This window comes from Rhodococcus sp. NPDC003348, from assembly GCF_053589375.1.
This window is the reverse complement of the sequence record NZ_JBSFRT010000019.1, coordinates 30,764-42,528: the sequence shown is the minus strand read 5'-3', so window position 1 is coordinate 42,528 and position 11,765 is coordinate 30,764. Positions and strand designations below refer to the sequence as shown.

The following is an 11,765-nucleotide window of genomic DNA, read 5'->3' as shown; positions in this document are numbered from 1 at the left end:
CACCCGGGCACAGAAAGGGCCCCACCGCGATGCGGTGGGGCCCTTTTCGTTGAGCGCTGTGTTCGGGTGGTGCGTAGGTGAATCTCGGCTACGCCGTCCCCGGGACGGATCGGATGGGATCAGATGGGGGTGCCGGCCGCCTTGCGGTAGCCGCGGACCGCGGGCCAGGTGAAGAGCGCGATCATCCCGACGGCCCACAGTGTGGTCTTGATCAGCGGTTCGGCGACCGGACCGCCCAGGCTCAGCCCCTTCATCGCGTCGATGGCCGTGGACATCGGCTGGTTCTCGACGAAGCCCTGCAGCCAGGTCGGGTACGCCGCGGTGGGGACGAAGCCGGAGTTGAAGAACATCAGCAGCGAGCACACCAGGGACAGCAGTTCCACGAGGGGCAGTTTGGCGGCGCTCACCGACAGCGCGGTGACCATGGTCGCGAACCCCAGACCCATCAGCAGTGGCACGCAGATCATTGCGAACCCGGCGATGAGGCCCTGGTTGAAGCGGAACCCGAGGGCGAATCCGACCGTCAGAATCAGCACTGTCGTCAGCAGGATGCGGACCGCCTCGGCCAGTAGCCGGCTGACCAGGCCCGACGCCCGATGGACCGGCAGGATCCAGAATCGGCTGAGCAGGCCGCGGCGCCACTCCATCTTCAGCTGCATGCCGCTGGCGATGGAACCGAACATCGAGCCGACCAGCGCGATCATGGGTGCGTAGCCGTACACGCTGTTGACGCCGGTGGCCTTGGTGACCGAGATCCCCAGCACAGCGTTGAACATGATCAGCATCAGCGACGGGTACACGATCGCCTGCAGCATCGTGTACGGGTCGCGGAGCCACCGGGTCAACAGCCGCTGCGTCTGCAGCAGGCTGTGCGTGACCAGTGCCTGCCGGGAGTCCTCCGGGTACACCTCGGTGGTCTCGTGGAAGGTGATCTCGGTGATCGGGGCGTCTTCGCGCCGCTCGTGGGTTGGTGCGGTGGTCATTTGCGCCTCACGTTCGCCCACACGGTCAGCGGAGCGATCACCGCGAAGAGCCCCAGACACCACAGCACGGCGGGCGTCATCAGGTGCATAGTCACGGAGCCGTCGGCGATCGCGCGCATCGAGATCGCGAACTGGGAGATCGGCTGGTTGCGAACGAACGCCTGGGACCACGAGGGGAACTGCGAGACCGGAACGAAGCCGGCCGAGAACATACCGAGGATCAGCTGCGGCAGCGTCAACGCCTGGCTGGTCATCTCGGGACTCTTGCTCAGCGTGCCGATCAGGTCGCCGCCCAGCGACAGCGTCATCGCGATCGCCAGTGACATCGCCACGAACAGCGTGGCGTTGCCGATGCCGCCGGTGAACCGGAATCCGATGATGTGGCCGTAGACGAGTGCGGCGATCAGCGAGATGGTGCAGTGCACGAACGACGCCGTCATCCGGGACGCCAAGGGAACGCCGGCGAAGATGGGCATCGTCTGGAATCGCGCGTTCATGCCGTTGACGGCTTCGAGTGCGGCCTTGCCCGCGGCGGAGATGGCGGTGAAGGCCATCGCCTGCAGCACGATGATCGGCATCACGAACTGGGCGTAGTCGATGCCCTGGAACTTCATCACGAAGCGCAGCGGCAGGTAGAAGCCGATCGTGAAGATCGCGGGTGCGAGGATCGCGATGAACAGCTGCCCACTCGTCCACATGCCGCGAACGTTGCGGCCGGTCAGCGCGAGCCACTGTCCGGTTGCCGACAGTTCCGGCCGACGGTGCCGGCCGACGCGGGCCACGGCCTTGGACTGTGGCTCGGGTGGGGTCTCGTCCGACTGTGCTGCGCGCGCAGCGATGGCGGTCATGATGCTTCGCTCTCTTCGGCGGCCGGCTGACCGGTCAGTGCAAGGAACACGTCGTCGAGCGACGGCCGCCGCAGCGCGATGTCGGCGAGGGGGATCCGGGAGATGTCGAGCCGGCGCAGCACCTCGGCGAGCGTCTGCGCGCCGTACTGGGCGGGGATCGACAGCCGATCGTGGCCGGTTGCGGTGACGTACTCCGGCGGCACCAGGCTGGTCAGCACCGCGTGCACACGCGGCAGGTCCGCCAGCCGGAGCGGCACGACCTCGCAGTAGCTGCCGCCGGTGCGTTCCTTGAGCTGGTCGGCGGTGCCCTCCGCGATCACCGTGCCCCGGTCGATGACGACGATGTTGTCGCTGAGCACGTCGGCCTCTTCGAGGTACTGCGTGGTCAGCAGGATGGTGATGCCCTGCTCCTTGAGTGTCGAGACGAGCGACCAGACGCCCTGCCGGCTGCGCGGGTCGAGGCCGGTCGTCGGCTCGTCGAGGAAGACCACCTCGGGCCGGGTCACCAGGCCGCACGCGATGTCGACGCGTCGGCGCATACCGCCCGAGTAGCCTGCGACCTTGCGCTCGGCCGCGTACTCGAGGTCGAACTGGCGCAGCAGTTCCTCGGCGCGTGCCTTGGCGGACTGGCGGTTGAGTCCCATCAGACGCCCGAAAAGCACGAGGTTCTCCCGTGCCGTCAACTGCTCGTCGAGCGCCGCGTACTGACCGGTCATCATGATCGATCGCCGCACCGCCGGTGCCTGGGTGACGACGTCGTGACCGGCGACCAGCGCGCGCCCCGAATCCGGGCGCAGCAGGGTGGACAGCACGTTGACCGTTGTCGTCTTGCCAGCGCCGTTGGGGCCGAGGATTCCGAGCACGGTGCCGCGAGGCACCTCGAAGTTGACCCCCCTGAGCGCCTGCACTTCACCGAAGGACTTGCGGATTCCCTCGACCAGGACGGCAGAGTGGGGTGTAGGCATGCCAGCGAGTATGTCACGCATCGGAGAACGCCGAGGCAGACCGGGGGACCGCGGTTGCCTGCAAATCGCTGACGATCTACGCGTCGGTAACGTCGCGTTGCTCGCGTCCGATGATTCCGTCCCGTGGTCCGGGCGGGCATGCTGCGCGTGCCGGCGCGCAGGCGGCCGACAACTGGATGTGAAGCAGGTCACGTCGTGGTGTTCCTTGTGTCGGCCGGTGGGGTTGCGCAGGAGCGGCCGCTACTTCGGCGTGACCCAGACGGTGATGTCGGCGTGTACGACCTCGGTGCCCGCCTTGTCGCGGATGAAAACGGGCACGACCAGGTCGGCGCCCTCGGTGATGGCGGCGAAGTCGGGCAGCGAGGGCAGTGTGGCGGTCGCGTGCAGTCCGGTGGTCGCCTTCGTCAGGTACTGCGTGTGCATGGCCTTCGGAATCCACCGGTGTGTGGGTGGGACGGTGGCCTCGGCGAGCATGCCCATCGCGGCCTCGGCGAGGTTGCACGCCGCGATCGCGTGGTAGGTGCCGATGTGGTTGTGCACACCCCACCATTTCGGGGCTCGGACCTCGCAATGGCCGGGCTCCAGTGCGACGACGCGGGGGAGGACGGTGGCGAAGTAGGGCACGCGGATGCACATGCCAAGGGAGAACAGTGTGGATCCGACGCGGTTCCGGGGGAGCCGCTGCCAGGTCCGGTAGGTGGTGGTCGTGGTGGTCATGACGGAATCTTACTCTGAAGTAAGTTCGATACGGGGTGTCCGTCCGCCCGGATTTGAAGTCCGGACCGGTCTCCGGCATACTGTTCAGGTTGCCTGGGCCAGGGACGTGCACGCGCACGGCCTTCGCCTGGCGAGAAAGGGTCGAGGACCGGAAGCTCGCGCGGATAGATTCCGCCGGTGGTTCCCGGTCCGGCCAATGCAGGACAATCGTCGCAAGACGGAAGCAGTGACCACCTGCGCCCCGCCTGGGGTGCAGCCCGGAACACATTCCGCTGGCCGATCCGTGTGCAAACACGGGTCGGGGGATGAGCGGGAGGGCGACACGCCCGACCGCGTGGACCGGGAACAGTTCCATGACAGATGAACAGCGGCAGCGGATCGGACATCCCGATCGGCATCGGGCGTGCAGTCCGATCGCCAACGTTCTTCTTCGCCCGGAAGTGGGTGGGAACTGTGCAGACGAGGTAGCCCCTGACGGGTCTACGTGCAAACGAGCGGCTCCACGTGATCGACAGACACAGCGAGTCGCGAGGGCCTAATCACATCGGGCAAGGAAGAGGACACAAGCGTGGCGGGACAGAAGATCCGCATCAGGCTCAAGGCCTACGACCATGAGGCGATCGACGCGTCTGCGCGCAAGATCGTGGAGACGGTGACCCGTACCGGGGCCCGTGTGGTCGGACCGGTGCCGTTGCCGACCGAAAAGAACGTGTACTGCGTCATCCGTTCGCCGCACAAGTACAAGGACTCGCGCGAGCACTTCGAGATGCGCACCCACAAGCGGCTCATTGACATCCTCGACCCGACGCCCAAGACGGTCGACGCGCTCATGCGCATCGACCTGCCGGCCAGCGTCGATGTCAACATCCAGTGAGCGCGGCGGAGACAACAACAATGACTGAGAACAAGATCACGGGCATCCTGGGCACCAAGCTCGGCATGACCCAGGTCTTCGACGAGAACAACCGGGTCGTTCCGGTCACCGTCGTCAAGGCCGGACCGAACGTCGTCACCCAGATCCGCACCGAGGAGCGTGACGGCTACAGCGCCGTGCAGCTCGCCTACGGCGCGATCGACCCCCGCAAGGTGAACAAGCCGACCTCCGGCCAGTTCGCCAAGGCCGGTGTCACCCCCCGCCGCCACGTCGTGGAGCTGCGCGTCGCCGACGCCGGCGAGTACGAGGTCGGCCAGGAGCTCACCGCCGCTGTGTTCGAGGACGGCGCCTACGTCGACGTCACCGGCACCTCCAAGGGCAAGGGCTTCGCCGGCACCATGAAGCGTCACGGCTTCGCCGGTCAGGGCGCCTCCCACGGTGCGCAGGCCGTTCACCGTCGCCCCGGTTCGATCGGTGGCTGCGCCACCCCGGGCCGCGTGTTCAAGGGCATGCGCATGTCGGGCCGCATGGGTAGCGACCGCGTCACCACGCAGAACCTCACCGTCCACAAGGTGGACGCCGAGGCCGGCCTGCTTCTGATCAAGGGTGCGATCCCCGGCCGCAAGGGTGGCCTCGTGATCGTCAAGACCGCAGTGAAGGGTGGTGCGTCCGCATGACCGAGACCGCAACCAAGCTCACCCTCGACGTCCGCAACGCCGACGGCGGCACCAACGGCACCGTCGACCTGCCCGCCGAGATCTTCGATGCGACGGCCAACATCGCGCTGATGCACCAGGTCGTCGTCGCTCAGCTGGCCGCGGCACGTCAGGGCACGCACTCCACCAAGACCCGCGGCGAGGTCCGCGGCGGTGGCAAGAAGCCGTACCGGCAGAAGGGCACCGGCCGCGCCCGTCAGGGCTCGACCCGCGCGCCGCAGTTCGCCGGTGGTGGCACCGTCCACGGCCCGAAGCCGCGCGACTACAGCCAGCGGACCCCGAAGAAGATGAAGGCAGCCGCCCTCCGCGGTGCCCTCTCCGACCGGGCCCGCAACGAGCGCATCCACGTGATCACCGAACTGGTTGCCGGGCAGACCCCGTCCACCAAGAGCGCCCGCAAGTTCCTGGGCGAGATCTCGGGTCGCAAGAAGTTCCTGCTCGTCGTCGGCCGTGAGGACATCGCGGCTTGGAAGAGCGTGCAGAACCTCGAGGGTGTGCACCCCATCGCCCCCGACCAGCTGAACACCTACGACGTGCTCAACAGCGACGACGTCGTGTTCAGTGTCGAGGCGCTCAACACGTTCATCCACGGCCCGGCCGAGTCGGCGCAGAAGGAGGAGAGCAAGTGAGCACCATCGCCGATCCCCGCGACATCCTGCTCGCGCCGGTCATCTCCGAGAAGTCCTACGGACTGATCGAGGAAGGCACCTACACCTTCCTGGTGCACCCGGACTCGAACAAGACGCAGATCAAGATTGCCGTGGAGAAGGTCTTCGGCGTCACCGTGACCAGCGTCAACACCGCCAACCGTCAGGGCAAGCGCAAGCGGACCCGGTTCGGCTACGGCAAGCGCAAGGACACCAAGCGCGCGCTCGTGACCATCTCGGCCGACAGCAAGCCCATCGAGATCTTCGGAGGCCCGGTCGCGTAAGCGAGCGGGACTTGACGAGATATAGAGGACGAGAAGACTCATGGCAATCCGTAAGTACAAGCCGACTACCCCGGGCCGTCGCGGCTCGAGCGTCTCGGACTTCGCCGAGATCACTCGGTCGACGCCCGAGAAGTCGCTCATCCGCCCGCTGCACGGTCGTGGCGGTCGTAACGCACACGGTCGCATCACCACCCGACACAAGGGTGGCGGACACAAGCGCGCCTACCGGCTGATCGATTTCCGTCGCAACGACAAGGACGGCGTGCCGGCCAAGGTCGCGCACATCGAGTACGACCCCAACCGCACCGCGAACATCGCGCTGCTGCACTACGCCGACGGCGAGAAGCGCTACATCATCGCGCCGAAGGACCTCAAGCAGGGTGCACGGGTCGAGTCCGGCGTCGGCGCCGACATCAAGCCCGGCAACAACCTGCCGCTGCGCAACATCCCGACCGGTACCACCATCCACGCGGTGGAACTGCGTCCGGGCGGCGGCGCCAAGATGGCCCGCTCCGCCGGCGCCAGCATCCAGCTCCTCGGCAAGGAGGGTCCGTACGCGACCCTGCGTATGCCGTCGGGTGAGATCCGCCGCGTCGACGTGCGCTGCCGCGCCAGCATCGGCGAGGTCGGCAACGCCGAGCAGTCCAACATCAACTGGGGCAAGGCCGGCCGCATGCGCTGGAAGGGCAAGCGCCCGACCGTCCGTGGTGTCGTGATGAACCCGGTCGACCACCCGCACGGTGGTGGTGAGGGTAAGACCTCCGGTGGTCGCCACCCGGTCAGCCCGTGGGGTAAGCCGGAAGGCCGCACCCGCAAGCCCAACAAGCCGAGCGACAAGCTCATCGTCCGCCGCCGTCGTACCGGCAAGAAGCGCTAGGAGGGAGTGAACTATGCCTCGCAGTCTTAAGAAGGGCCCGTTCGTCGACGACCACCTCCTCGCGAAGGTGGACGTGCAGAACGAGAAGGGCACCAAGCAGGTCATCAAGACCTGGTCGCGTCGTTCGACCATCATCCCCGATTTCATCGGTCACACGTTCGCCGTTCACGACGGTCGGAAGCACGTGCCGGTGTTCGTGTCCGATTCGATGGTCGGTCACAAGCTCGGTGAGTTCGCACCGACCCGCACGTTCAAGGGTCACATCAAGGACGACCGGAAGAGCAAGCGTCGATGAGCACTGAAACTCAGAACCCCACCGCCAAGGCGATCGCGCGCCACGTGCGCGTGACGCCGATGAAGGCCCGTCGTGTCGTGGACCTGGTTCGTGGTCGTTCCGTCGAGGACGCCCTGAACATCCTCAAGTTCGCACCGCAGGCCGCCAGCGAGCCGGTCGCCAAGGTCGTTGCCAGCGCCGCTGCCAACGCCGAGAACAACCTCGGCCTTGACCCCAGCACGCTGGTCGTCGCCACCGCGTACGTGGACGAGGGTGCCACCCTCAAGCGTTTCCAGCCGCGTGCCCAGGGCCGTGCGTTCCGCATCCGCAAGCGCACCAGCCACATCACGGTCATCGTGGAGAGCCTGCCCAAGGCCGGCACCTCGAACCGCAATCGCCGGAAGGGAAGTGCTCAGTAGTGGGCCAGAAGATCAACCCGCACGGCTTCCGCCTGGGTATCACCACCGACTGGAAGTCCCGCTGGTACGCAGACAAGCAGTACGCGGAGTACGTCAAGGAAGACGTCGCGATCCGCAAGCTCCTCGCCACGGGCATGGAGCGGGCCGGCATCGCGAAGGTCGAGATCGAGCGCACCCGTGACCGGGTCCGCGTCGACATCCACACCGCGCGTCCGGGCATCGTCATCGGCCGCCGCGGCGCCGAGGCCGACCGTATCCGCGCCGAGCTCGAGAAGCTGACCGGCAAGCAGGTCCAGCTGAACATCCTCGAGGTCAAGAACGCCGAGGCCGAGGCCCAGCTGGTGGCGCAGGGCGTCGCCGAGCAGCTCTCGAACCGTGTCGCGTTCCGTCGCGCCATGCGCAAGGCCATTCAGTCGGCCATGCGTCAGCCGAACGTCAAGGGCATCCGGGTGCAGTGCTCCGGCCGTCTCGGCGGTGCCGAGATGTCCCGCTCGGAGTTCTACCGTGAGGGTCGGGTTCCGCTGCACACGCTGCGCGCGGACATCGACTACGGCCTGTACGAGGCCAAGACCACCTTCGGTCGTATCGGCGTGAAGGTCTGGATCTACAAGGGCGACATCGTCGGTGGCAAGCGTGAGCTGTCCGCCGCCGCGCCGGCCGAGCGTCCGCGCCGCGAGCGTCCGAGCCGTCCGCGTCGCTCCGGTGCCTCGGGCACCACCGCGACCAGCACCGAGGCCGGTCGCGCCGCCACCGCCGAGGCTCCGGCCTCGACCGAATCGAATCAGGAGGGCTGACGCATGTTGATCCCACGTCGGGTCAAGCACCGCAAGCAGCACCACCCGAGCCGTTCGGGTGCGGCCAAGGGTGGCACCCAGGTCACCTTCGGTGAGTACGGCATCCAGGCTCTCGAGCCGGCGTACATCACCAACCGTCAGATCGAGTCCGCTCGTATCGCCATGACGCGCCACATCAAGCGTGGCGGCAAGATCTGGATCAACATCTTCCCGGATCGCCCGCTCACCAAGAAGCCCGCCGAGACCCGCATGGGTTCCGGTAAGGGTTCGCCGGAGTGGTGGGTCGCGAACATCAAGCCCGGTCGGGTCATGTTCGAGATGAGCTACCCCAATGAGGAGATCGCTCGCGAGGCCCTGCGTCGCGCGATGCACAAGCTCCCGTGCAAGTGCCGGATCGTCACCAGGGAGGAGCAGTTCTGATGGCTACTGGAACCCCCGCCGCTGAGCTCCGCGAGCTCACCGAGGAGGAGCTGGTCACCAAGCTCCGCGAGTCGAAGGAAGAGCTGTTCAACCTTCGCTTCCAGATGGCGACCGGTCAGCTGGACAACAACCGTCGGCTGCGCACCGTTCGTCACGAGATCGCGCGCGTCTACACCGTTATGCGCGAGCGTGAGCTCGGCCTCGCCGCCGGCCCGGATGCGGGTGACGCGGCATGAGTGAGAAGGACACCGCAGTGACCGAAGAGCGTGGGACCCGCAAGGTCCGCATCGGCTACGTCGTCTCCGACAAGATGGAGAAGACGATCGTCGTCGAGCTCGAGGACCGTGTGAAGCACCCGCTGTACGGCAAGATCATCCGCCGTACCACCAAGGTGAAGGCGCACGACGAGAACGGCCTGGCCGGCATCGGCGACCGCGTTCAGCTGATGGAGACCCGACCGCTGTCGGCGACCAAGCGCTGGCGTCTGGTCGAGGTGCTCGAGAAGGCCAAGTAGGCTTTTCGAGCCCTCGCCGAACAGGCACTACGTGCCCGTACGCGTGAGTCAACTGTCGAACGGCCCGTCCCGGGTTTCAGGGGCGGGCCGTTCGGCCGTGATGGGTTCTACCAGGGATGATCGGTTTCGCCGATTTGGTTTCCCGAGGTCGATTCCCTACACTAGAGCGGTTGCCTGCGCCTCCGCATGTCCGCATGCGGCCGGCCGGGGACAGACCGCGCGTATCGGGTCGGTAATCCGCTACGTACGAAAATCCAGGTCTAGGAGAGATCAGTGATTCAGCAGGAGTCGCGACTTCGCGTCGCCGACAACACGGGTGCCAAGGAGATTCTCTGCATCCGCGTTCTCGGTGGCTCGTCTCGTCGCTACGCCGGGATCGGTGACATCATCGTCGCCACCGTCAAGGACGCCATCCCGGGTGGAAACATCAAGAAGGGCGAGGTCGTCAAGGCCGTCGTCGTGCGCACCACCAAGGAGCGCCGCCGTCCGGACGGCTCGTACATCAAGTTCGACGAGAACGCCGCCGTGCTCATCAAGCCGGACCACGATCCGCGTGGCACCCGCATCTTCGGCCCCGTCGGCCGCGAGCTGCGTGACAAGAAGTTCATGAAGATCGTTTCGCTCGCGCCGGAGGTGCTGTGATGAAGGTGCACAAGGGCGATACCGTTCTGGTCATCTCGGGCAAGGACAAGGGCGCCAAGGGCAAGGTCATCCAGGCCTACCCGGCGACCGACAAGGTCCTCGTCGAGGGTGTGAACCGGATCAAGAAGCACACCGCGGTTTCTGCGAACCAGCGCGGCGCCTCCTCCGGCGGCATCGTGACGCAGGAGGCCCCGATTCACGTCTCGAACGTCGCGGTCATCGACTCGGACGGCAACCCCACCCGCGTGGGCTACCGGACCGACGAGAACGGCAAGCGGGTTCGGATCTCCCGTAAGAACGGGAAGGACATCTGATATGACGAGCACCGAGAAGATTCAGCCCCGGCTCAAGGCGCGCTACCGCGCCGAGATCAAGGACGCGCTGAACGAAGAGTTCAAGTACGCCAACGTCATGCAGATCCCCGGCGTGGTCAAGGTCGTCGTCAACATGGGTGTCGGTGACGCCGCTCGTGACGCGAAGCTGATCAACGGCGCGGTTGCCGATCTCGCTCTGATCACCGGTCAGAAGCCCGAGATCCGTAAGGCCCGCAAGTCCATCGCGCAGTTCAAGCTGCGTGAGGGCATGCCCATCGGTGCCCGCGTCACCCTCCGTGGCGACCGGATGTGGGAGTTCCTCGACCGTCTCGTGTCGATCGCTCTTCCCCGAATCAGGGACTTCCGTGGCCTGTCCGGCAAGCAGTTCGACGGCAACGGCAACTACACCTTCGGTCTCAACGAGCAGTCGATGTTCCACGAGATCGACGTCGACAAGATCGATCGCCCGCGCGGTATGGACATCACCGTCGTGACGACCGCCACCAACAACGAAGAAGGCCGTGCCCTGCTCAAGCACCTCGGCTTCCCGTTCAAGGAGAACTGAGCCATGGCGAAGAAGGCACTGGTCAACAAGGCCAACAAGAAGCCCAAGTTCGCGGTTCGCGCGTACACCCGCTGCCAGAAGTGCGGCCGTCCGCACGCGGTCTACCGCAAGTTCGGTCTGTGCCGCGTGTGCCTGCGTGAGATGGCGCACGCCGGCGAGTTGCCGGGTGTTCACAAGAGCTCTTGGTGACACCACGCACGTGAGGTGAGGGCGCGGACTCCGATGGGGTCCGCGCCCTCGCTGTATTTGACGGCCTTCGCCGTGGATTCCGGTGTGGGATCCGTGCGGGGGAGTGGGCGAACCTCGGCCGATTTGGCCTGTGCTGGGGTTTTGCCTACACTAGAGCGGTTGCCTGTGCAACGTCGGCCCTTTGCGTGCCGGCGATGCTCGAACGGCACGACTCAATCCGGCCGACGAACGTCGCCCGGACCAGCCGAATTGTTGTAGGCCCACGACCGGTCTTCCGGTGGTGCATGGGAACCGCAGCGAGAAAGGTGTCGAGGTCGAACCATGACCATGACCGATCCCATCGCAGACTTCTTGACGCGTCTGCGCAACGCCAACTCGGCGTACCACGATGAGGTGAAGCTGCCGCACTCGAAGATCAAGGCGAACATCGCCGAGATCCTCAAGCGCGAGGGCTACATCTCCGACTACCGCACCGAGGACGCCGAGGTGGGCAAGACCCTCATCGTCGACCTCAAGTACGGCCCCAGCCGTGAGCGCAGCCTCGCCGGCGTCCGTCGTGTTTCCAAGCCCGGCCTCCGGGTTTACGCGAAGTCCACCAACCTGCCCAAGGTTCTCGGCGGCCTCGGCGTGGCGATCATCTCCACGTCCTCCGGCCTGCTCACGGACCGTCAGGCGGCCAAGCAGGGCGTGGGCGGCGAAGTCCTCGCCTACGTCTGGTAAGGG

General features: G+C 66.1%; 20 protein-coding genes. 16 read left to right on the top strand and 4 right to left on the bottom strand.

Annotation, left to right across the window (positions count from 1 at the left end; translation table 11 throughout):
• Positions 1 to 119: 119 nt before the first annotated feature.
• The 4 genes from ACWDU4_RS14555 to ACWDU4_RS14540 form a co-directional block, all read right to left on the bottom strand.
• Positions 120 to 983, bottom strand: a complete 864-nt coding sequence (locus ACWDU4_RS14555; protein ID WP_450114605.1) for an ABC transporter permease — start codon at positions 981 to 983, stop codon at positions 120 to 122.
• Positions 980 to 1,831: an ABC transporter permease gene (locus ACWDU4_RS14550; protein WP_450114604.1), complete on the bottom strand. Its 852-nt coding sequence runs from the start codon at positions 1,829 to 1,831 to the stop codon at positions 980 to 982. The genes ACWDU4_RS14555 and ACWDU4_RS14550 overlap by 4 nt, the downstream gene beginning before the upstream one ends.
• Entirely contained in the window at positions 1,828 to 2,796 is a 969-nt protein-coding gene (locus ACWDU4_RS14545) for an ATP-binding cassette domain-containing protein (RefSeq protein WP_450114603.1), read from the bottom strand. The genes ACWDU4_RS14550 and ACWDU4_RS14545 overlap by 4 nt, the downstream gene beginning before the upstream one ends.
• 240 nt (positions 2,797 to 3,036) lie before the next feature.
• Positions 3,037 to 3,513: a hotdog fold domain-containing protein gene (locus tag ACWDU4_RS14540; protein ID WP_450114602.1), complete on the bottom strand. Its 477-nt coding sequence runs from the start codon at positions 3,511 to 3,513 to the stop codon at positions 3,037 to 3,039.
• 568 nt (positions 3,514 to 4,081) lie between these two features.
• Between ACWDU4_RS14540 and rpsJ the strand changes: the two genes are divergently transcribed.
• From rpsJ to rpsH, 16 genes are all read left to right on the top strand, one after another.
• Positions 4,082 to 4,387, top strand: a complete 306-nt coding sequence (gene rpsJ / locus ACWDU4_RS14535; protein WP_003938093.1) for a 30S ribosomal protein S10 — start codon at positions 4,082 to 4,084, stop codon at positions 4,385 to 4,387.
• 20 nt (positions 4,388 to 4,407) lie between these two features.
• Positions 4,408 to 5,064 carry a 50S ribosomal protein L3 gene (gene rplC / locus ACWDU4_RS14530; protein WP_450114601.1) on the top strand — a complete coding sequence of 219 codons (657 nt, stop codon included), beginning with the start codon at positions 4,408 to 4,410 and terminating at the stop codon, positions 5,062 to 5,064.
• A complete protein-coding gene (gene rplD, locus ACWDU4_RS14525; RefSeq protein WP_450114600.1) occupies positions 5,061 to 5,732 on the top strand; it encodes a 50S ribosomal protein L4 in 672 nt (223 codons plus the stop codon). Before rplC ends, rplD begins: the two co-directional genes overlap by 4 nt.
• Positions 5,729 to 6,034 (top strand): 50S ribosomal protein L23, encoded by a 306-nt coding sequence (gene rplW / locus ACWDU4_RS14520; RefSeq protein WP_007531907.1) that lies wholly within the window; start codon positions 5,729 to 5,731, stop codon positions 6,032 to 6,034. The genes rplD and rplW overlap by 4 nt, the downstream gene beginning before the upstream one ends.
• 40 nt (positions 6,035 to 6,074) lie before the next feature.
• On the top strand, positions 6,075 to 6,911 hold the full coding sequence (rplB, locus tag ACWDU4_RS14515) for a 50S ribosomal protein L2 (protein ID WP_378487261.1): 837 nt from the start codon (positions 6,075 to 6,077) through the stop codon (positions 6,909 to 6,911).
• Between the two features lie 13 nt (positions 6,912 to 6,924).
• Positions 6,925 to 7,206 carry a 30S ribosomal protein S19 gene (gene rpsS / locus ACWDU4_RS14510; protein WP_005518370.1) on the top strand — a complete coding sequence of 94 codons (282 nt, stop codon included), beginning with the start codon at positions 6,925 to 6,927 and terminating at the stop codon, positions 7,204 to 7,206.
• Positions 7,203 to 7,604, top strand: a complete 402-nt coding sequence (gene rplV / locus ACWDU4_RS14505) for a 50S ribosomal protein L22 (protein ID WP_450114599.1) — start codon at positions 7,203 to 7,205, stop codon at positions 7,602 to 7,604. Before rpsS ends, rplV begins: the two co-directional genes overlap by 4 nt.
• Positions 7,604 to 8,398 (top strand): 30S ribosomal protein S3, encoded by a 795-nt coding sequence (gene rpsC, locus ACWDU4_RS14500; protein WP_387478763.1) that lies wholly within the window; start codon positions 7,604 to 7,606, stop codon positions 8,396 to 8,398. Before rplV ends, rpsC begins: the two co-directional genes overlap by 1 nt.
• A gap of 3 nt (positions 8,399 to 8,401) precedes the next feature.
• Positions 8,402 to 8,818, top strand: coding sequence for a 50S ribosomal protein L16 (gene rplP / locus ACWDU4_RS14495; protein WP_345341311.1), 417 nt, complete (start codon positions 8,402 to 8,404; stop codon positions 8,816 to 8,818).
• Positions 8,818 to 9,054: a 50S ribosomal protein L29 gene (gene rpmC, locus ACWDU4_RS14490; protein ID WP_007531922.1), complete on the top strand. Its 237-nt coding sequence runs from the start codon at positions 8,818 to 8,820 to the stop codon at positions 9,052 to 9,054. Before rplP ends, rpmC begins: the two co-directional genes overlap by 1 nt.
• Positions 9,051 to 9,332 carry a 30S ribosomal protein S17 gene (rpsQ, locus tag ACWDU4_RS14485; RefSeq protein ID WP_345341315.1) on the top strand — a complete coding sequence of 94 codons (282 nt, stop codon included), beginning with the start codon at positions 9,051 to 9,053 and terminating at the stop codon, positions 9,330 to 9,332. The genes rpmC and rpsQ overlap by 4 nt, the downstream gene beginning before the upstream one ends.
• Before the next feature lie 273 nt (positions 9,333 to 9,605).
• Positions 9,606 to 9,974 (top strand): 50S ribosomal protein L14, encoded by a 369-nt coding sequence (gene rplN, locus ACWDU4_RS14480; RefSeq protein WP_007531925.1) that lies wholly within the window; start codon positions 9,606 to 9,608, stop codon positions 9,972 to 9,974.
• On the top strand, positions 9,974 to 10,288 hold the full coding sequence (gene rplX / locus ACWDU4_RS14475) for a 50S ribosomal protein L24 (protein ID WP_450114598.1): 315 nt from the start codon (positions 9,974 to 9,976) through the stop codon (positions 10,286 to 10,288). Before rplN ends, rplX begins: the two co-directional genes overlap by 1 nt.
• A 1-nt stretch (position 10,289) precedes the next feature.
• Entirely contained in the window at positions 10,290 to 10,853 is a 564-nt protein-coding gene (gene rplE, locus ACWDU4_RS14470; RefSeq protein WP_142100157.1) for a 50S ribosomal protein L5, read from the top strand.
• A 3-nt stretch (positions 10,854 to 10,856) separates the two neighbouring features.
• The gene (locus tag ACWDU4_RS14465; protein WP_050063877.1) at positions 10,857 to 11,042 is read left to right on the top strand and encodes a type Z 30S ribosomal protein S14; all 186 of its coding nucleotides are present in this window, start codon (positions 10,857 to 10,859) and stop codon (positions 11,040 to 11,042) included.
• 321 nt (positions 11,043 to 11,363) lie between these two features.
• Complete coding sequence (gene rpsH, locus ACWDU4_RS14460) at positions 11,364 to 11,762, top strand: 30S ribosomal protein S8 (RefSeq protein ID WP_345341327.1); 399 nt, start codon at positions 11,364 to 11,366, stop codon at positions 11,760 to 11,762.
• Positions 11,763 to 11,765: the final 3 nt, after the last annotated feature.

Coding starts and splice junctions, on each gene's coding strand:
- rpsS (WP_005518370.1), top strand. CDS start 6,925: ATGCCTCGCAGTCTTAAGAAGGGCCCGTTCGTCGACGACCACCTCCTC.
- rplC (WP_450114601.1), top strand. CDS start 4,408: ATGACTGAGAACAAGATCACGGGCATCCTGGGCACCAAGCTCGGCATG.
- rplV (WP_450114599.1), top strand. CDS start 7,203: ATGAGCACTGAAACTCAGAACCCCACCGCCAAGGCGATCGCGCGCCAC.
- rplE (WP_142100157.1), top strand. CDS start 10,290: ATGACGAGCACCGAGAAGATTCAGCCCCGGCTCAAGGCGCGCTACCGC.
- rplP (WP_345341311.1), top strand. CDS start 8,402: ATGTTGATCCCACGTCGGGTCAAGCACCGCAAGCAGCACCACCCGAGC.
- ACWDU4_RS14465 (WP_050063877.1), top strand. CDS start 10,857: ATGGCGAAGAAGGCACTGGTCAACAAGGCCAACAAGAAGCCCAAGTTC.
- rplX (WP_450114598.1), top strand. CDS start 9,974: ATGAAGGTGCACAAGGGCGATACCGTTCTGGTCATCTCGGGCAAGGAC.
- ACWDU4_RS14555 (WP_450114605.1), bottom strand. CDS start 983: ATGACCACCGCACCAACCCACGAGCGGCGCGAAGACGCCCCGATCACC.
- ACWDU4_RS14550 (WP_450114604.1), bottom strand. CDS start 1,831: ATGACCGCCATCGCTGCGCGCGCAGCACAGTCGGACGAGACCCCACCC.
- ACWDU4_RS14545 (WP_450114603.1), bottom strand. CDS start 2,796: ATGCCTACACCCCACTCTGCCGTCCTGGTCGAGGGAATCCGCAAGTCC.
- rplB (WP_378487261.1), top strand. CDS start 6,075: ATGGCAATCCGTAAGTACAAGCCGACTACCCCGGGCCGTCGCGGCTCG.
- rpsQ (WP_345341315.1), top strand. CDS start 9,051: ATGAGTGAGAAGGACACCGCAGTGACCGAAGAGCGTGGGACCCGCAAG.
- ACWDU4_RS14540 (WP_450114602.1), bottom strand. CDS start 3,513: ATGACCACCACGACCACCACCTACCGGACCTGGCAGCGGCTCCCCCGG.
- rpmC (WP_007531922.1), top strand. CDS start 8,818: ATGGCTACTGGAACCCCCGCCGCTGAGCTCCGCGAGCTCACCGAGGAG.
- rplD (WP_450114600.1), top strand. CDS start 5,061: ATGACCGAGACCGCAACCAAGCTCACCCTCGACGTCCGCAACGCCGAC.
- rpsH (WP_345341327.1), top strand. CDS start 11,364: ATGACCATGACCGATCCCATCGCAGACTTCTTGACGCGTCTGCGCAAC.